This window comes from Anaerobacillus arseniciselenatis (assembly GCF_001865995.1).
GTDB classification, from domain to species: Bacteria; Bacillota; Bacilli; order Bacillales; family Anaerobacillaceae; genus Anaerobacillus; species Anaerobacillus arseniciselenatis.
In genome coordinates, this window is sequence record NZ_MLQQ01000021.1 from 83,054 (window position 1) to 101,901 (window position 18,848).

14 protein-coding genes and 5 tRNA genes are annotated in these 18,848 nt (G+C 37.9%); all 19 read left to right on the forward strand.

All coding sequences use genetic code 11. The features are described from left to right. Positions 1-29 precede the first annotated feature (29 nt). The 19 genes from BKP35_RS10965 to BKP35_RS11055 all read left to right on the forward strand — a co-directional run bounded on the left by BKP35_RS10965 (position 30) and on the right by BKP35_RS11055 (position 18,258). Positions 30-1,133: a BMP family lipoprotein gene (locus BKP35_RS10965; RefSeq protein ID WP_071313396.1), complete on the forward strand. Its 1,104-nt coding sequence runs from the start codon at positions 30-32 to the stop codon at positions 1,131-1,133. Between the two features lie 220 nt (positions 1,134-1,353). After that, entirely contained in the window at positions 1,354-2,883 is a 1,530-nt protein-coding gene (locus BKP35_RS10970; protein WP_139192857.1) for an ABC transporter ATP-binding protein, read from the forward strand. Then, complete coding sequence (locus BKP35_RS10975) at positions 2,880-3,938, forward strand: ABC transporter permease (protein ID WP_071313398.1); 1,059 nt, start codon at positions 2,880-2,882, stop codon at positions 3,936-3,938. Before BKP35_RS10970 ends, BKP35_RS10975 begins: the two co-directional genes overlap by 4 nt. Then, the gene (locus BKP35_RS10980) at positions 3,939-4,901 is read left to right on the forward strand and encodes an ABC transporter permease (RefSeq protein ID WP_071313399.1); all 963 of its coding nucleotides are present in this window, start codon (positions 3,939-3,941) and stop codon (positions 4,899-4,901) included. 474 nt (positions 4,902-5,375) lie between these two features. Further along, positions 5,376-6,074, forward strand: coding sequence for a DUF2225 domain-containing protein (locus tag BKP35_RS10985; protein ID WP_071313400.1), 699 nt, complete (start codon positions 5,376-5,378; stop codon positions 6,072-6,074). A gap of 134 nt (positions 6,075-6,208) precedes the next feature. Then, a complete protein-coding gene (locus BKP35_RS10990; protein ID WP_071313401.1) occupies positions 6,209-6,670 on the forward strand; it encodes a chemotaxis protein CheX in 462 nt (153 codons plus the stop codon). Between the two features lie 221 nt (positions 6,671-6,891). After that, positions 6,892-8,427 carry a bifunctional GNAT family N-acetyltransferase/carbon-nitrogen hydrolase family protein gene (locus tag BKP35_RS10995; protein ID WP_071313402.1) on the forward strand — a complete coding sequence of 512 codons (1,536 nt, stop codon included), beginning with the start codon at positions 6,892-6,894 and terminating at the stop codon, positions 8,425-8,427. A 172-nt stretch (positions 8,428-8,599) separates the two neighbouring features. Continuing rightward, entirely contained in the window at positions 8,600-9,022 is a 423-nt protein-coding gene (locus tag BKP35_RS11000; RefSeq protein WP_071313403.1) for a FixH family protein, read from the forward strand. A gap of 175 nt (positions 9,023-9,197) precedes the next feature. Next, positions 9,198-9,743: a glycerol-3-phosphate responsive antiterminator gene (locus BKP35_RS11005; protein ID WP_071313404.1), complete on the forward strand. Its 546-nt coding sequence runs from the start codon at positions 9,198-9,200 to the stop codon at positions 9,741-9,743. A 306-nt stretch (positions 9,744-10,049) separates the two neighbouring features. Beyond that, on the forward strand, positions 10,050-10,877 hold the full coding sequence (locus tag BKP35_RS11010; protein WP_071313405.1) for an MIP/aquaporin family protein: 828 nt from the start codon (positions 10,050-10,052) through the stop codon (positions 10,875-10,877). Positions 10,878-10,970: 93 nt separating this feature from the next. Continuing rightward, entirely contained in the window at positions 10,971-12,470 is a 1,500-nt protein-coding gene (gene glpK / locus BKP35_RS11015; RefSeq protein ID WP_071313406.1) for a glycerol kinase GlpK, read from the forward strand. 286 nt (positions 12,471-12,756) lie between these two features. Further along, positions 12,757-14,433 carry a glycerol-3-phosphate dehydrogenase/oxidase gene (locus BKP35_RS11020; RefSeq protein ID WP_071313407.1) on the forward strand — a complete coding sequence of 559 codons (1,677 nt, stop codon included), beginning with the start codon at positions 12,757-12,759 and terminating at the stop codon, positions 14,431-14,433. Between the two features lie 313 nt (positions 14,434-14,746). Next, positions 14,747-16,480 (forward strand): phospho-sugar mutase, encoded by a 1,734-nt coding sequence (locus tag BKP35_RS11025; protein ID WP_071313408.1) that lies wholly within the window; start codon positions 14,747-14,749, stop codon positions 16,478-16,480. A 510-nt stretch (positions 16,481-16,990) separates the two neighbouring features. Beyond that, complete coding sequence (locus BKP35_RS11030; protein WP_071313409.1) at positions 16,991-17,176, forward strand: aspartyl-phosphate phosphatase Spo0E family protein; 186 nt, start codon at positions 16,991-16,993, stop codon at positions 17,174-17,176. 429 nt (positions 17,177-17,605) lie between these two features. Continuing rightward, positions 17,606-17,698: transfer RNA gene (locus tag BKP35_RS11035), tRNA-Ser, on the forward strand. 8 nt (positions 17,699-17,706) lie between these two features. Further along, a tRNA-Asp gene (locus tag BKP35_RS11040) sits at positions 17,707-17,782 on the forward strand. An 80-nt stretch (positions 17,783-17,862) separates the two neighbouring features. Continuing rightward, positions 17,863-17,938, forward strand: a tRNA-Phe gene (locus BKP35_RS11045). 41 nt (positions 17,939-17,979) lie between these two features. Beyond that, positions 17,980-18,065, forward strand: a tRNA-Leu gene (locus BKP35_RS11050). Between the two features lie 116 nt (positions 18,066-18,181). Further along, a tRNA-Arg gene (locus BKP35_RS11055) sits at positions 18,182-18,258 on the forward strand. Positions 18,259-18,848: the final 590 nt, after the last annotated feature.

The following is an 18,848-nucleotide window of genomic DNA, read 5'->3' on the forward strand; positions in this document are numbered from 1 at the left end:
AATCCTAAATTAGAAGGGGGACCAATAAAATGAAAAAAATACTTATCTTTATGTCCTTTGCATTGGCAGTAGGGATCCTACTTTCAGCATGTGGACCTGCTGAAGAACCAGCACCAGACGAAACACCTACAGAAACACCTGGTGATCAACCAGGAGATGAGGCTACTGAAGAAGCTGGAGATTTCTCTGTAAGAATGGTAACCGACGTTGGTGGTGTTGATGATCGTTCTTTTAACGAATCAGCATGGGAAGGCTTACAAAGTTTTGGAGAAGATTTCGGAGTGGATGTAAATTACTTACAATCTGGCGACGCAGCTGACTATCAACCTAACTTAAACAGACTTGTGCGTGAAGGGCATGACATCGTTTATGCGATTGGTTTTTTAATGGCTGATGATGTTCGAACAATTTCTGAACAGCAACCAGACGCACAACTTGCGATCGTTGACTCAGTGGTTGAAGGTGCTGATGGCAATCCTTTAGAAAACGTTGCACATATTACTTTTAAAGAACACGAAGGATCATTTTTAGTTGGAGTTGTAGCAGGATTACAAACTGAAACGAACACTGTTGGCTTTATCGGTGGAGTAGAAAGTGGTTTAATCAAAAAGTTTGAGAACGGTTTTAAAGCAGGTGTTAAGGCAGTAAACCCAGACGCTAACATTATTGTTCAATATGCAGAGTCGTTCAATGATGCAAGTCGTGGACAAGCGATTGCTGGAACTATATATGGACAAGGCGCAGATATTATTTATCATGCAGCTGGTGGAACTGGTAACGGTCTTTTCACAGAAGCACAAGAGCGTAGTAGAGCAGGTGAAAATGTTTGGGCAATCGGTGTTGACCGCGATCAACATGAACAAGGAATGCCTGAAAATGTAACGCTAACTTCTATGGTTAAGCGTGTCGACCAAGCGGTTTATCAAGTTTCTGAAACAACAATGAATGGTGAATTCCCAGGTGGACAAATTGTAGAGTTTGGTTTAGAAGAAGAAGGGGTCGGCATTGCTGAGACAACTGAAAACGTAACAGAAGAAAGTTTAGAAGCAGTTGAAGATTACAAGAACCAAATTCTTGAAGGTGAAATTGAGGTACCAGAAACAGACGAAGAATACGAAGCGTTCATTCAATAATTAAATATAATGGATAATGGGGCTGTCCTAAAATAAGTGTCAGACACCGTTAGGCACCGAAGTATCGATGGACGTACAGTTTTTTCGTCTATTGATAGTAGTTCCGCCTGGTGTCAGACACTTATGGGACAGCCCTTGTTAAATAATTGTATATTTTTTGGCTTTATAAGTTAAATTAAGTAAGAAATTAATAATGCAATTAACGTTAGGAGTGTTTCTGTTGAATAACGTGATTGAAATGAATAATATCAGGAGAGAATTTCCTGGTATTGTTGCCAATGATAATATTACACTCCAGCTGCGGCAAGGAGAGATTCATGCACTTCTGGGGGAAAATGGAGCAGGGAAGTCTACGTTAATGAATATATTGTTTGGGCTTTACCAACCGACAAAAGGTGAAATAAAGGTTCGAGGGGAAATAGTAAATATTACTGACCCTAATGTTGCTAATCAACTAGGAATTGGCATGGTTCACCAACATTTTATGCTTGTTGATAATTTTACGGTCGCTGAAAATATCATTTTAGGAGCTGAACCTAAAAAGGGCGCCAAAATTGATATTAAAAAAGCAGAAAAAGATGTACTTGAATTATCGGAAAAATATGGGTTGAAAGTAGATCCCCGAGCAAAGATAGAAGATATTTCTGTCGGAATGCAACAACGTGTTGAGATTGTAAAAACGTTGTACCGTGGTGCTGAAATTTTAATTTTTGATGAACCGACAGCAGCTCTTACACCACAAGAAATAACTGAACTTATTCAAATTATGAAAGCGTTAGTCAAAGAAGGGAAATCCATCATTTTAATTACTCATAAATTAAAAGAAATTATGGCTGTATGTGATCGTTGTACCGTGATCAGGCGCGGAAAAGGGATTGGGACAGTGGAAGTTGCTGAATCTGATCCTGATTCACTAGCGGCAATGATGGTTGGTCGTGAAGTTAACTTTACGGTTGAGCGTGAAGAAGCGAAGCCGAAGGAACCTGTTTTGAAAGTGAATGATTTAGTTGTTCAAGACGTAAGGAAAGTACCAGTCGTCAATGGTCTTAATTTAGAAGTGAAGGCGGGAGAAATTTTAGGAATTGCCGGAGTAGACGGCAACGGTCAGTCTGAATTCATTGAAGCAATTACTGGCCTCAGGAAAATTGACAGTGGAAAGATCACGTTAAATGACAAAGATTTAACGGCATTAAAGACAAGAAAAATCACTGAATCTGGAGTCGCTCACATCCCTCAAGACCGCCATAAACATGGTTTAGTTCTTGATTTCTCAGTTGCTGAAAATATCGTGTTACAAACGTATTATCAAAAACCGTACTCTAAAAATAAAATCATGAATTTCCCGGCGATTTTTAAAAAGGCTAATGAACTAATTGAAGAGTATGACGTTCGTACTCCAAGTGAACATACACAAGCCCGTGCACTTTCTGGTGGTAACCAACAAAAAGCTATCATTGCCAGAGAAATTGACCGTTCTCCTGATTTATTGATTGCGGCTCAACCTACACGCGGCTTAGATGTTGGGGCTATTGAATTTATTCATCGAAAACTGATTGAAGAGCGTGATAAGGGAAGAGCGGTTTTACTTGTTTCACTTGAACTAGACGAAGTATTAAATGTTAGTGATCGAATTGCTGTCATTTATGAAGGGAAAATTGTTGCCGTCGTAAACCCTAAGGAAACAGATGAAAAAGAATTAGGTTTACTTATGGCTGGTGGCAAGAGTAAGAGAGTAGGTGAAGCACAATGATTCACAAATGGTTAAATGACAGAGCAACCAACATTTTAGTTCCTATATTGGCAGTTTTTCTAGGGATACTTGTTGGGGCAATCATCATGCTATTTATCGGTCAAAACCCTATTACTGGCTATTGGGCACTATTATATGGTGCTTTTGGTGATGCCTATTACTTCGGTGAAATGCTCCGAATGATGACGCCACTCATTTTAGCTGGTTTAGCCGTTGCTTTTGCGTTTAGAACAGGGCTTTTCAATATTGGTGTTGAAGGGCAACTAATTGTTGGATGGTTTGCTTCTGTAACCGTTGGTGTATTAATTGAAGCGCCAATGATCATTCACTTACCATTAGCAATTTTAGCAGGTGCTTTAGCTGGAGCATTATGGGGGTTTATACCTGGCTTTCTAAAAGCAAGATTTTATGTACATGAAGTTATTGTGACGATTATGTTAAACTATGTAGCTTTATACGTCTGTAACTATTTGATTCGTACATACTTATTAGTTCCAGGGGAGCGGACGGATCGAATTAGTCCTACTGCTTCTTTACAATCATTTTTCCTACAAAATTTAACCGATTTCTCACGTCTACATTATGGTTTTTTCATTGCGATCATTGCTTGTATCGTTCTATGGTTTATTTTATGGAAGACAACAATCGGCTTCGAACTACGGGCAGTTGGCTATAATAAGCATGCTTCTCATTACGCCGGGATGAATGTCAATAGAAACATCGTATTATCGATGGTTATATCAGGCGCATTCGCAGGTGTTGCTGGGGCAATGGAAGGTTTAGGAACGTTCGGATATATGTCGATTTTGTCAGGTTTTACGGGAACCGGATTTGATGGAATTGCGGTTGCATTACTAGGGGCAAATACATCGATTGGTGTATTTTTAGCAGCAGGTCTTTTCGGTGCTTTGAAGATTGGTGCACCAAATATGCAAGCTGCAGCTGGAATTCCACCAGAATTAGTCGATATCGTTATCGCATTAATTATTTTCTTTGTAGCTTCTAGTTACTTAATTCGAATCGTTATTAACCGACTCCAAAAGGAGGAAAAATAAATGGGTGTAATGGATATTTTAGCATTAGTTGTGCCAGCGATGATTTTCCTAGCAGCGCCTCTTATTTTTACCGCACCAGGTGGTCTTTTTAGTGAACGGTCCGGGGTCGTTAATATAGGATTAGAAGGGTTAATGGTCATGGGTGCTTTTACAGCAATTTTGACTACTCTTTATTTAGAAGGTCTCGGTTTTGGGGCATGGTCACCTTGGCTTTCTTTAATAGTTGCAGTGATTGTAGGTGCTTTATTTTCCCTATTCCATGCTGTAGCTTCGATTACTTTAAAAGCGGATCAAATTGTAAGTGGTGTAGCTTTAAACTTCTTAGCTGTCGGTTTATCTGTCTTTTTAGTAAGAAATATTTTCGGGAGAGGTCAAACGGATTATATAGCAAATCGAATATCTAGGGAGAATATTCCTGTTTTACAAGACATCCCGATTATTGGACCATTGTTTTTCGAAAGAGTTTACTACACATCGTTTATCGCGATTGCAGCAGCGTTTATCGTCTGGTATATCGTGTTTTATACACCGTTCGGTTTACGCCTTCGTTCAGTAGGTGAGCATCCGATGGCAGCGGATACGATGGGAATTCGAGTAAATCGAATGCGCTATATCGGTGTCATGCTCAGTGGAGCTTTTGCTGGAATGGGTGGAGCCGTATTTGCTTTAACAACGGCAGGTAACTTTGCCGGCAATACGATTGTGGGACAAGGGTTTATGTCATTGGCCGCTTTAATCTTTGGAAAATGGCATCCTTTAGGTGCTTTGGGAGCCGCTTTATTTTTCGGTTTAGCTCAATCGCTTAGTATTACAGGGCAAGCTATACCGTTTTTAGCAAACGTTCCTCAAGTATATTTATTAATTGCACCATACGTCTTAACGATCCTTGCTTTAGCAGGCTTTGTTGGAAAAGCGGAAGCCCCTAAAGCGATCGGGAAACCGTATGAAAAAGGTAGTAGATAAGTGAAATTCATTAAGGTTAGTGAATTTCATAATTCATTATTTTTGCCACGGAGATCAATATATAGTTGCGTGAAAATCATTCACGAACTATATATTGTGTGATATGGCTCGTTTTTGGTAATTATGAAATTAGCTCAGGTAACAAGAAAATAATTTTTCGGGTTCTGTTCAGAAAGTGACACTATTAGGTACTAATAAATATAGATTTTTCATCCGTCTATATTTTAGTTAGCTAACGGTGTAAGATACTTTCCTTTGGACAGACCCTTTTTTTATTGCTCTTAATGATTCAGGCTGAAAAATCAACTGAGATAAAGTGGTTCTAAAATAATAGTGCTATTTTCTTATGCGAGGCGGGAAAAAACAAGGTACAATAGAAAGTATTAGAAAAAACGATACTTTAGTTGTGTTCTTGCGTAATACACTAGTTTAAAAATATACTTTTATACTACAATGATGTTAGGGTGAGTTATAATGTCTGAAGATTTAAAGCCTCTTTATGATAAAAAGGTAAAATGTCCTATTTGTTCCGGTTCATTTTCATCGAAAAAAGTGCGTTCAAGGTTTCTTCGTACTGAAAGAATTGAATCTGACTTTTTTACCGTCTATAAAGATCAGGAATTAAATCCGATGCTATATGAAGTAAACGTTTGTCCTAAATGTGGTTATGCATTTGCCGATAATTTTTCTGAAAAGATTTCTGCGAGCGCGATACAACGAATAAAAGATCAAATAAGTTCAAATTGGAAAGAACGTCAATTGGGTGATGAACGAACGCTCCAACAAGCGATCGAGACTTTTAAATTAGCTCTTTTATCTGGATCATTAAAGCAAGAAAAAAGCATTGTATTAGCTGGTTTATGTTTAAGATTGTCATGGCTTTATCGAATGGAAAATGACACTGAGCAAGAGGAACGTTTTATGCAGCTATCATTGGAAAAATATAAACAGTCATACATGGAGACGGATTATCTCGGTACACAAATGACGGAAATGCGAATATTATATTTAATTGGTGAGCTAAGTCGTCGTTTAGGGTTACGTAATGATGCTGTTAAATATTTTTCAAAAGTAATCGAACATAAAAATCGTTCTCTAGAGACCAAAATCGTTGATATGGCTCGCGAGCAATGGTATTTAATTAGAGAAAAAGATCAGGAAGAAACTGAATAATTGTGTATTTTTTCTTACATAATGTCGTTTTTATGCCGATATGTAGTAAAAACATATATAATTAGTAATAATAAAGGAATTTGAATTCAAGCTACTAGTGGAGATAGTGGTGATCAGCAAAGGGGACGAAAATTTTGAATGCAAAACATGTAAATGCAATTTGTCGAGCAACCGAATCGATACTTGTCAACCATTTTGGTGTTGAGGTAACACCGTTAAAGCCTAGGGTGCAACAAAGTGCTGTACCATCAAATCAAGTAGCTGTTATATTAGGTGTTAATGGACATCTTAATGGACAAATCATTTGTACGATAGACGTTCAAACGGCTAAAAATATAGTCGGTGTTATGATGGGCGGAATGACAATTGAAGAGCTAGACGATATGGGCTGGAGTGCGATCCAAGAGTTCGGCAATTGGGTAGCAGGTACGACGGCAACGGAATTATCGAAAGAGGATGTAATGATCGACGTAACTCCACCGGTAATTAATGAAGGAACGTCAAACTTTCGTTCAACGAAGACGTTTATTACTGTCCCGTTAGATACAAAAATCGGCCTTATTGATGTTCATATATCAGTTAAAGAAGATGATTAATAGGTGAGTGAATTTCATAATTACCTAAAATGAGCCATATCAAAATATTATGTAGTTGCGAACGGGTTAACGTAACTACATATATTTACTTAATGGCGAAAATATTGAATTATGAAATTTATTAAGCTAGTTGAAAAAAGCAAATAAATTGGATAGACTCTCTTTTTATGTTTAAATTATAGGTAAGGCTAATTTAAGCAGTTTGAAGGAGAGTCTTTTTGATGAAAAAAATAGATATATCACAATATGAAAAGAAGATAGAAATAAGAAATATAACGAAAGACGATTTTCAGGAAATTTTACAGCTTCAAAAGAAATGTTTTCCGAATATGGACCCGTGGAAAATTCAACAATTAGAAAGCCATATTGAAATTTTTCCCGAAGGTCAGTTTTGTGTTGAATATGAAGGGCAAATTATTGGCTCGTGCTCTAGTTTAATCGTCAATTTTGATGAGTACGATGATCAACACACTTGGGACGAAATTACGGATGAAGGTTATATTACAAACCATGACCCGGAAGGTTATAATTTATATGGTATGGAAGTTATGGTTGACCCTGAGTTCCGTCGTATGAAAATCGGGCGTAGGCTCTATGAAGCTCGTAAAGATTTAGCAAGAAATTTAAACTTAAAAAGTATTATTATCGGTGGTAGAATTCCGAATTATTATAAACATGCAGATCAGTTTACGCCGCGGCAGTACGTAGAAGAAGTGATGTTACATAATATATATGATCCGGTGCTAACGTTTCAAGTAATGAACGGATTTACATTAAAGCGTGTTAATCGAAATTACTTAGAAGACGATAAAGCATCGATGAGATATGCAACGTTAATGGAATGGAATAACGTTGATTACCAACCGAAATCGAAAAGGCATTTTAAAACTTCATTTCCAGTACGGATTTGTGTCATCCAATATCGAATGAAAAAAATCGATTCATTTGACGATTTTGCAAAGCAATGTGAGTTTTATGTCGATGTTGCAGCAAGTTACCAGTCGGATTTTGCTGTGTTTCCTGAAATATTTACGACGCAATTATTATCTTTTATAGAGGATAAATCGGCAAGTCAATCTATTCGGAAGTTGACGGAATACACGGAAGAGTATATTTCACTATTTACGGACCTTGCAGTAAAGTACAACGTTAATATTATAGGTGGTTCTCACTTTGTTGAGGAAGAAGGAAAAATTTTCAATATCGCTTATTTATTTAGACGTGATGGTACAATTGAAAAACAATATAAAATCCATGTTACGCCAAATGAGCGGAAATATTGGGGGATCTCCGGAGGCGATCGCGTGAAAGTTTTTGATACCGATTGTGGAAAAGTAGCGATCCAAATTTGTTATGACATCGAGTTCCCTGAACTAGGACGAATTGCAACAGACCGCGGCGCAAATATTATTTTTGTCCCGTTTTGTACAGACGAACGACAAGGATTTTTACGAGTCAAATACTGTGCACAAGCAAGAGCGGTAGAAAATCAAGTGTATACCGTCATCTCTGGTACAGTTGGTAATCTTTCAGAAGCAGAAAATATGGACATTCAATACGCACAATCCGCGATATTCACACCTTCGGACTTTACGTTCCCACGAGATGGGATTGAAGGAGAGTGTCCGACAAACATTGAAACAGTCATTGTCGGCGATGTCGATTTAGAAATATTACGCCGCCATCGTAAGTCTGGTAATGTCACACAGTTAAGAGACCGCCGTAAAGACTTGTATGAAATTAATTATAAATATTAAGTAGCGGGGGAGCAGCTCACTAGGTGGTGGGCTGTTTATTTTTTTGTTGAGATAAGTAAGTTGGTTGGTTAGTTGGAAAGTGGAAAGATGGAAGGCTGGAAAAAATTTTGTCGAAACGTTTAACTTGCTTCTATTACGTTCATCCTAGTTTTAGTGATAGGAGTTGAAAAAAGTGGAAGTTTCTGTAGAAAAACAAAGTAAGCAAAAACTAAATAAGTTGTTGGTGGTTATTGGGATTCTCTTGGCTGCGTTCATCTATATAAACTTTAATGCAACAATTGAAGATGTCGCTGATTTTAACATTGAACTACATACAACTGATGTGCCGATTTTAGTCGGTGATAGCACAACATTTCAAGTTTTAGTTTATGATAGCGAAAATTTAGTTGTAGAAAAAGCAAAGTTAAGTATTTCTTTAAGCGACGAAAATAATGAGATGGATTCAATAAAGCAAAACCTTTACCATGTAGAAAATGGTCTTTATGAAACTGAGGTTCAATTTTTACAATCAGGCAACTGGCATGCGAAAGTAGAGGTAAACGACGGCAAATATCGTCAAAAAGAAACGTTTCCGATACTAGTAGAAGCATATTAAAAATTATGTGCCCCATAATCTAGTGCCGCCACCTAACATAAATCGTTCAATCGAGAGCAAAGTTCTGCAAGGGGACGTTTTATGTGGCAGTTACGAGAAGTTTTTCAGCTGTAATTGAGTATAGTAGCTTTCGTGTGGTAAAGTAGTAAGAAATTAATGGATAGGTGGTGTTTTAATGGATTTCCATGGGCAAAAGACTTTACCCGCTGCTCGCAGCATTAAAGAGCTAGAAGATATGCTTGACAGTAATTATACATACATAGTCTTACTAAACAGCCATATTGGTCAATTAAAAAGTCTCGTTCAATTAGCGAAAAGTAAAGGGAAGAAAATGCTTCTTCATGCTGATTTAGTTCAAGGCTTGCGAAATGACGAATATGCCGCACAGTTTTTATGTCAAGATGTTAAGCCAGCTGGTCTAATTTCAACGCGGAAAAATGTCGTACTAACTGCAAAAAAACATGGTCTCATCTCGATCCAACGGCTGTTCTTGTTAGACTCAATCGCTCTTGAATCGAGTTATAAGTTGTTAGAAACAACAAAACCGGATTATATTGAAGTGTTACCTGGTGTAATGCCACATATTATTAAAGAAGTTTATGAGAAAACTGGAATTCCGATTGTTGCTGGGGGTTTGATCCGCGAAAAAAAAGAAGTGGAAGACGCGCTTAAAGCTGGAGCTTCAGCTGTAACGACATCAAGGAGAGAGTTGTGGACGTAAAATTAAAAACTAAGGCGTTAGTATTTGAACGGAAGTGTTCCAGAACAAAGTGTCAGACCCTTATGGGGCAGTCCTGCTCAAGCTAACGTAGGAGATTGAGTGATGGTTTGTGGAATTAATCACAAACCATCACTTGGAAAATAAATGTTGACAGCGGTTTCAGAGCATGTTTTAATATAAACTAAGTTAATAATTTGTGACGGAGACAAGGAGACCAAACAAGTTCTTATTTAGTAGTTTACTAGATAAGTTGTTTTTGGTCTCCTTTTTTTGTCGCATAAAAAAACAAAATAGGGAGGAAATCTTATGTCAGCATTTTTAGGGGAAGTAATAGGAACTATGATTTTGATTATTCTTGGAGGGGGCGTTGTTGCAGGTGTTGTTCTAAAAGGGACGAAATCTGAAAACTCAGGTTGGATCGTTATCACGATGGGTTGGGGACTAGGAGTAGCAATGGGTGTTTACGCAGTAGGGGAGATAAGTGGAGCACACCTAAACCCTGCAGTAACTGTTGGGTTTGCTTTAATAGGAGAATTTGCTTGGTCTCAAGTACCTGGTTATATTGCAGCACAAATGATTGGTGCTTTTATTGGGGCAACTTTAGTTTGGTTACATTATTATCCGCATTGGAAAGCAACTCAAGATCAAGAGGCGAAACTTGCCGTGTTTTCAACAGGACCAGCCATCCGTCACACACCAGCCAATTTATTTAGTGAAATTTTAGGGACATTTGTCTTAGTATTAGGCCTTTTAGCGATTGGAGCCAATGCATTTACTGAAGGGTTAAATCCATTAATTGTTGGATTTTTAATTGTAGTTATCGGTTTATCATTAGGAGGAACTACTGGTTATGCGATTAACCCAGCGCGTGATTTAGGACCTCGTATCGCACACTTTTTATTACCGATTGCAGGCAAAGGAAGTTCAGATTGGAAGTATGCTTGGGTCCCAGTAATTGGACCAATTATTGGTGGAGGCTTAGGTGCACTATTTTATGCAGCTGCATTTGAAGGTATTGTTTATTCGGCCCTTTGGATATTTTTGGTAGCGTTTGCAGTTGTAATGATCGCCTCAATTCTTTTTCATAAAAATCCAGTGGCAACTACAAATACAGAAAAAGACCTTGCAGCATAGGCCACAAGGCGTAAATAGATAATCTAAACTATAATAATTATAATAAAGATAATGATAAATTACAATTTATTTTTACTAGGGGGAAACGCAATCATGGAAAAAAAGTATATTCTTTCACTAGACCAAGGGACAACAAGCTCAAGAGCAATTCTTTTTAATAAAGCGGGGGAAATCGTAGATTCTGCTCAAAGGGAATTTAAACAAATATTTCCGAAGCCAGGCTGGGTCGAACATAATGCCAATGAAATTTGGTCGTCTGTCTTAGCGGTGATGGCAGAAGTAATGGAAGTAAATGAAATAAAACCTAATGAAATCGCAGGAATTGGAATTACAAATCAACGTGAAACAACCGTTGTTTGGGAAAAAGAAACAGGTCACCCTGTATATAATGCGATCGTTTGGCAATCTCGCCAAACGGCTGAAATTTGTGAAGAGTTAAAAGAAAAAGGATATAGCGACACGGTTCGTGAGAAAACTGGTTTATTAATCGATGCTTACTTCTCAGGGACGAAAGTAAAGTGGATTTTAGATAACGTTGAAGGTACTCGTGAAAAAGCAGAAAACGGAGAATTGTTATTTGGAACGATTGATACGTGGTTGATTTGGAAACTATCAGGTGGAAAAGCTCACGTTACAGACTATTCTAATGCTTCTCGTACATTAATGTACAATATTTATGATTTAGAGTGGGATGATGAATTACTAGAAATGTTAACGGTTCCTAAGTCAATGTTACCGGAAGTTCGCCCTTCATCAGAAGTGTATGCTCACACGGTTGACTATCATTTCTTCGGAGAAGCAGTACCGATTTCTGGTGCAGCAGGAGATCAGCAAGCGGCGTTATTTGGTCAAGCGTGTTATGAAGAAGGAATGGCGAAAAACACATACGGTACGGGTTGCTTTATGTTAATGAACACAGGAGAAAAAGCCGTGAAATCTGACCACGGATTACTGACAACGTTAGCTTGGGGAATTGACGGAAAAGTGACATATGCTCTAGAAGGAAGTATTTTCGTTGCGGGGTCTGCAATCCAATGGCTAAGAGATGGGCTACGCATGATTAAGTCAGCTGCTGAAACAGAAAAATATGCGACTAGTGTTTCATCGACTGATGGTGTATATATGGTTCCGGCATTTGTAGGATTAGGAACACCTTATTGGGACAGTGAAGTTCGTGGGGCGATTTTCGGCCTCACTCGTGGAACGGAAAAAGAGCACTTTATCCGTGCAACCGTCGAATCTTTAGCTTATCAAACGAAAGACGTTTTAAAAGCGATGGAAGCAGATTCTGGTATTGAGTTAAAGACGTTACGTGTTGATGGCGGAGCAGTGGCTAATAACTTCTTAATGCAGTTCCAAAGCGACATTATAAACGTGCCAGTCGAGCGCCCGGTGATTAATGAAACAACTGCTCTTGGTGCTGCCTATTTAGCAGGGTTAGCTGTAGGTTTCTGGAAAGATCAATCAGAAATTGCGAAACAATGGAAGGTCGAGCGGACTTTCGAAGTGGATATGGAAGCATCTGAACGACAAAAGCTATATTCTGGTTGGAAAAAAGCAATTGAAGCAACGACCGCATTTAAATTGAAATAATTGTTCACAATTTAGACACATTATGTTATAATAAGATTAAGTTAATAAATTCGGTCGGAGAATAGGAGAGACCACAACACTCTATTGCGAAATGCGATAGGGCTGTTGTGGTCTTTTTGTACACTTTTTCAAGTTTTCACTATTTAGGTGTTTGAAAAGTGTACAAATGAACGCAATATTGTTTGCTCTAAAGTAAAATCGGAAATAGATAAACAATTGAGCATCTCCATTCACTGCGTATTGGCTTCTCTTTTATTCTCCCCCTTAAAAAAGGAGTGTTATAGTTATGGCAAATCCATTTTCAAGTATACAACGAGGAAGTTATTTAAAAGAAATGAGTAGTAAAGAGTTAGACCTACTAGTGATCGGTGGTGGGATCACAGGTGCAGGTATCGCTTTGGACGCTCAAGTACGTGGCATTCAAACAGGCTTAATTGAAATGCAAGATTTCGGTGCAGGTACTTCAAGTCGTTCTACGAAGCTCGTACATGGCGGATTACGTTATTTAAAGCAATTTGAAGTAAAGTTAGTCGCAGAAGTTGGGAAAGAGCGGGCGATCGTTTATGAAAATGCTCCACACGTAACAACGCCAGAATGGATGTTACTACCAATGATTGAAGGCGGAACATTTGGGAAGTTCGCGACATCTGTTGGACTTAAAGTATATGACTTTTTAGCGGGCGTTAAAAAACAAGAACGTCGTTACATGCTAAATCGACAACAAACATTGGAAAAAGAGCCGTTACTTCGTGAAGATAAATTAAAGGGGGGCGGTGTGTATGTCGAATATAAAACAGATGATGCGAGATTAACGTTAGAAGTATTAAAGGAAGCGGTAGCGCGTGGAGTGGTCGCTTCCAATTACGCTAAAGCAGAAGAGTTAGTTTACGAGAATGGAAAAGTCGTAGCAGTTAAAGTCGTCGATCAATTATCAGGTGAGACAACATTGATTCGTGCAAAAAAAATCGTTAATGCCGCTGGACCGTGGGTAGACACACTTCGTGAAAAAGACAATTCAAAAAAAGGAAAGTATCTACATTTAACAAAAGGTGTCCATTTAGTGATAGATCAATCACGTTTTCCGTTAAAGCAAGCGGTTTATTTTGATACAGAAGATGATGGTCGTATGATGTTTGCGGTTCCGCGTGATGGAAAAACGTATGTAGGTACAACGGATACTTTTTATAATGAGGATATCACTCATCCACGAATGACAGTTGCTGACCGTGATTATATCATTAAAGCGGTTAATTATATGTTCCCTTCTGTAAACTTAAAAGTGGAAGATGTCGAATCTTGCTGGACAGGATTACGCCCGTTAATTCATGAGGAAGGAAAGAGTGCTTCAGAAATTTCAAGAAAAGACGAAGTATTTATCTCTGATTCAGGCTTAATTTCGATTGCTGGTGGTAAACTAACTGGTTATCGTAAAATGGCAGAGGAAATTGCTGATTTGATTAGTAGTGAATTAGGAATTAACAAATCTTGTACAACAGCAACTATTAAACTTTCAGGTGGCGACATTGGGGGATCTGAAAACTTAGCGAAATTTTTAGAAGAAAAAACGAATGAAGGTATTCAATTAGGCCTGACATCGGATGAAGCTAGAAGACTGACAAATTTATACGGTACGAACGTAAATCGAGTTTATGAAATCATTCGTACGATTGGTGATGAGGCGAAGCAACATGATTTATCACCAGCTGTGTTTGCATCGCTCGTTTACGGGATTGAAGAAGAGATGGTGGCAACTCCTGTTGACTTTTTTAATCGCCGTACGAGTGCAATTTTCTTTAATATTGATTGGGTTCGTGAATGGAAGCAACCTGTTTTAAATTACATGAAACAACGCTTTCATTGGTCAGCAGAACAATTTCAATATCACAAAGGTAAAGTTGAGGAAGAGATTGAGCATGCAACAGTACCGGTTGATGCAGTGGTTGAATTAAGAAAAAATGCATAACTATAAAATAGCTCGAATACAGTGTTTTTTCGTGGTAAGGTAGCGGTGTATCGAATTCTATCTACAGTGCTATAGCTACTTGAAGATTGAGAGGGTGTCCCTAAACAAAGTGTCAGACACCGTTAGACGCCAAATATAGACGGGTGTTAAATCTATACTTCTATATTTAGTAGTAACGCGTGGTGTCAGACACTTATGGGACACTCTTTTTTTACATAAAAAATCTGTCGACAACTTCATATGTTTTTTACATAAAATATTGGTAAAATGGTTGTTGTAGTGAAAAAAATACTGAATCGGGGGATAAACACGAATGAGTTGGAAGAGTACATATGAGCTTTGGAATAATTGTGCAAGTTTAGACAGTGAGTTAAAAGTTCAATTACAAGAGATGGCAAGTAATAACGAGCTGTTGGAGGAGTGCTTTTATAAAAATTTAGAATTTGGTACCGGGGGAATGAGAGGCGAAATCGGACCTGGAACAAACCGAATGAATGTTTATACAATTCGTAAGGCTGCAGAAGGATTAGCACAATTTATTAAATCTCACGGTGATAAAGCGATCGAACAAGGTGTTGCTATTGCTTATGACAACCGCTTTAAGTCGAGAGAATTTGCTTTAGAGTCAGCGCTAACATTAGGGAAACATGGGATTAAAACATATTTATTCAAAAATTTACGTCCGACACCAGAACTTTCATTTGCGGTAAGATACTTAGGAGCTTTTTCAGGGATTGTCATTACAGCAAGTCATAACCCTCCTGAATATAATGGCTTTAAAGTGTATGGTGATGACGGTGCTCAATTAACTCCAGACGCTGCTCAAGACTTAGTGAATAAAGTAAATGAAATTGAAAACGAATTAATGATTGAAATTGCCGATCATGATGAAATGGTTTCATGTGGCCAATTAGTGATGGTTGAAGACGAAATCGATAATGCTTATGTTGAGAAGTTGAAGACAGTTGTTGTGAATCGAGAGCTCGTGGAGAAAAACGGCAAAGATGTGAAAATTGTTTTTACACCACTACATGGAACTGCGACAATACCAGTACAACGTAGTTTTGATGCGGTTGGCTTTTCAAATTACCACATTATCGAAGAACAAGCCGTCCCAGATCCAAACTTTTCAACAGTTGCTTCACCAAATCCAGAAGAGCATGCAGCTTTTGAATTGGCGATCCACCATGGTGAGAAGCTGAATGCGGATGTTTTGATTGCTACTGATCCAGATGCAGACCGAGTTGGAGTAGCTGTGAAAGACTTAGATGGGCAATATGTTGTACTTACAGGCAACCAAACAGGTGCGCTTATGCTTGAGTATTTACTATCTCAAAAACAAGCTCAAGGAGTGCTTCCGGAAAATGGAGCAGTAATTAAAACGATCGTAACATCTGAGTTAGGGCGAGTTATTGCTAATCACTACAATTTAACTGCGTTAGATACTTTAACTGGGTTTAAATTTATTGGTGAAAAAATTAAACAGTTTGAAGAAACAGGAGAAAAGGAATTCCTCTTTGGATACGAAGAAAGCTACGGTTACTTAGTGAAAGATTTTGCTCGTGACAAAGATGCGATCCAAGCTGTTCTTTTAGCTGCAGAAATTGCTACTTTTTATAAATCGCAAGGAAAAACGATGTATGAAGGCTTGGTGGAAGTTTTTAGAAAATATGGGTATTATTTAGAAGGTTTACAGTCGATTACTTTAAAAGGGAAAACGGGAATTGGAAAAATGAATGCCATTATTAATGGCTTCCGTGAAAATCCACCTAAACAATTTGCAGGATTGAATGTAATCGCAGTTGAAGATTATTTAAGTAGAGAGCGCTTCGACGTTGGAAAAGGTGAGAAAGAAGCAATTGATTTACCAAAATCAAACGTTTTAAAATACATTCTTGAAGGCAACTCTTGGCTTTGTGTGCGTCCTTCAGGCACAGAACCGAAAATTAAATTTTATTTCGGAACAACGAGCGATTCTCTCGAAAAAAGCCAACTTAATTTAGAACAGTTAAAAGATTCGCTGATGAATAAGATCGATGTCAATTAAATTTGGTCACAGACGAGTCCGGTAAAAATAGGTCGTACGTTGCGAAAAGTAACGTGTTTTACGACTTAATATCTGCAAGCGAATCGAGTACCAATGCACTAAAACTGAGTAAGAAGGCGAATGCTTTCGTGCTCAGTTTTTTTGTTGCATAATCAAGATTTATAAACGAATCCCTATTTTAGCGGGAACTATAAATATAAATTTCAAGGTCTTTGCTTTTTTCTTATTGCTTAGGAATTTACAGATTTCGAGCTTATGGATCGTTTTTTTGAATAAAATTTCTCATCATGGGTTAAGAGCAATATTTAATGAAAGTAACGTGTTAAGGAGTTTGCATTCTCTAACTTTTTAAGGAGGTTAAAAAGTTGGAGGTCAAACAAAAAAAATGTCGAAAATTACTGTGAAGTTTTTTATTGAAAAAGCGCAAAAGTGTGACTATTATCACAGTTTATAAAGTCAGGAGGATGTAAAATCAATGAAATGGGATAACTCTCAAGGAGTGTGATGAAGGTGGAATCGAAACAAACGATGAAAATCTTTATTGAACGTAAAAGAAAAACGATGGTCCAAGCTGCAAAAAATCATGGTATGAGTGCAGAAATCACATTAAAACATAGTCAAGAGTTGGACGAGCTCCTTAACCAATATGCATTAGTTTCACAGACAAAAAACAAAAAAATATGTTGCTGTACTTAATAAAAAAATGTAAAATAAAATACGGTATTCAAAAACGGTTTTACTCTATGTCACTATAATGTGAGACGAATATTGTAACAGCGTTTAATCTTAATACAAACAAATGAGATATTGGCTATTAGCGAGCATTGAAGATTAAGAAAGTAACGCTTATAAATAGCTAGACAAGTACCAAAAATAGCAATGCGATTTAGCAAAAAAAGCAATGCAAGTAGTACAAAAATAGCAATGCAAAAAAAAGTAATGCAAGTAGTACAAAAATTAGCAAGAAAATGTAGCGCAAATAGCCTTAAAAAAATATATTAAAAAAACTTTTCAAGAATTGTTGACAAATTATTCATTGCCTGATAGTATATATTCTTGTTGGCCCACTAATTTTCAATAAAAAATGATAATGGTAGCCAATTAACTTTATACTTTAAAATATGTGGAGGAATACCCAAGTTCGGCTGAAGGGATCGGTCTTGAAAACCGACAGGCGGGTTAAACCGCGCGGGGGTTCGAATCCCTCTTCCTCCGCCATATAATTTGGACCCGTGGTGTAGTGGTTAACATGCCTGCCTGTCACGCAGGAGATCGCCGGTTCGACCCCGGTCGGGTCCGCCATTAGTATTAATGCAATAATTTTTGTGAGTTAGATTACATTCTTAAGTTTTACAGATTTTTGGAAGGAAATAAGTTAAAATGGCTCGGTAGCTCAGTCGGTAGAGCAGAGGACTGAAAATCCTCGTGTCGGCGGTTCGATTCCGTCCCGAGCCACCATTTAAAAAATTATATAAAGTTGTAAGTCTTTTTTGTAACATGCCGGGGTGGTGGAATTGGCAGACACACAGGACTTAAAATCCTGCGGTAGGTGACTATCGTGCCGGTTCAAGTCCGGCCCTCGGTACTATCTGTAGAAAAAACTTGGTAAATTTCCAAGTTTTTTCTTACCTAATTACTTATGTTGTGAAGTTGGGAATTGGAAGTTTTTTCATATAACAATCTTTCATTGAATAACCACATGCGCCCTTAGCTCAGCTGGATAGAGCATGGCACTTCTAATGCCAGGGTCGGGAGTTCGAATCTCTCAGGGCGTGCCATTCTTTTTTTTTTTTTTTTTTTGGCTATGTTACTTTAACAAAGCCTTTTTTTTTATGTGGTTACATAATTTTTGAGTATTGAAAAGAACTAACAGTGGTGTTAGTTCTTTTTTGTTACACTAATGTGGTTGTAGGGTTAGATGTACTTAAAATAAACTCATTAAAAAGAAATAAGGTTTAAAAAGTGAGAGTTAGTGACTCAAATAGGGGGAATTCCGCTCAAAAGGTAACTAAAAGCGGTGTTAAGTGCCCGAACGGAGGAGCGCGCCAATCAAAAGTTAACGCGAGAAAGTCTCGCGTGCCCGAAAAGAATGAAGAACAATTCAAAAGGTAACGCGAGAAAGCCTCTCGTGCCCGAAAAGAATGAAGAACAAAGCAAAAGGTAACGCGAGAAAGTCTCGCGTGCCCGAAAAGAATGAAGAACAATTCAAAAGGTAACGCGAGAAAGCCTCTCGTGCCCGAAAAGAATGAAGAACAAAGCAAAAGGTAACGCGAGAAAGTCTCGCGTGCCCGAAAAGAATGAAGAACAAAGCAAAAGGTAACGCGAGAAAGCCTCTCGTGCCCGAAAAGAATGAAGAACAAATCAAAAG

Excerpts from the sequence above, each read along its gene's own strand:
- glpK (WP_071313406.1), top strand. The coding sequence starts at position 10,971 with ATGGAAAAAAAGTATATTCTTTCACTAGACCAAGGGACAACAAGCTCA.
- BKP35_RS11020 (WP_071313407.1), top strand. The coding sequence starts at position 12,757 with ATGGCAAATCCATTTTCAAGTATACAACGAGGAAGTTATTTAAAAGAA.
- BKP35_RS10980 (WP_071313399.1), top strand. The coding sequence starts at position 3,939 with ATGGGTGTAATGGATATTTTAGCATTAGTTGTGCCAGCGATGATTTTC.
- BKP35_RS10975 (WP_071313398.1), top strand. The coding sequence starts at position 2,880 with ATGATTCACAAATGGTTAAATGACAGAGCAACCAACATTTTAGTTCCT.
- BKP35_RS11005 (WP_071313404.1), top strand. The coding sequence starts at position 9,198 with ATGGATTTCCATGGGCAAAAGACTTTACCCGCTGCTCGCAGCATTAAA.
- BKP35_RS11010 (WP_071313405.1), top strand. The coding sequence starts at position 10,050 with ATGTCAGCATTTTTAGGGGAAGTAATAGGAACTATGATTTTGATTATT.
- BKP35_RS10985 (WP_071313400.1), top strand. The coding sequence starts at position 5,376 with ATGTCTGAAGATTTAAAGCCTCTTTATGATAAAAAGGTAAAATGTCCT.
- BKP35_RS11025 (WP_071313408.1), top strand. The coding sequence starts at position 14,747 with ATGAGTTGGAAGAGTACATATGAGCTTTGGAATAATTGTGCAAGTTTA.
- BKP35_RS10965 (WP_071313396.1), top strand. The coding sequence starts at position 30 with ATGAAAAAAATACTTATCTTTATGTCCTTTGCATTGGCAGTAGGGATC.
- BKP35_RS10995 (WP_071313402.1), top strand. The coding sequence starts at position 6,892 with ATGAAAAAAATAGATATATCACAATATGAAAAGAAGATAGAAATAAGA.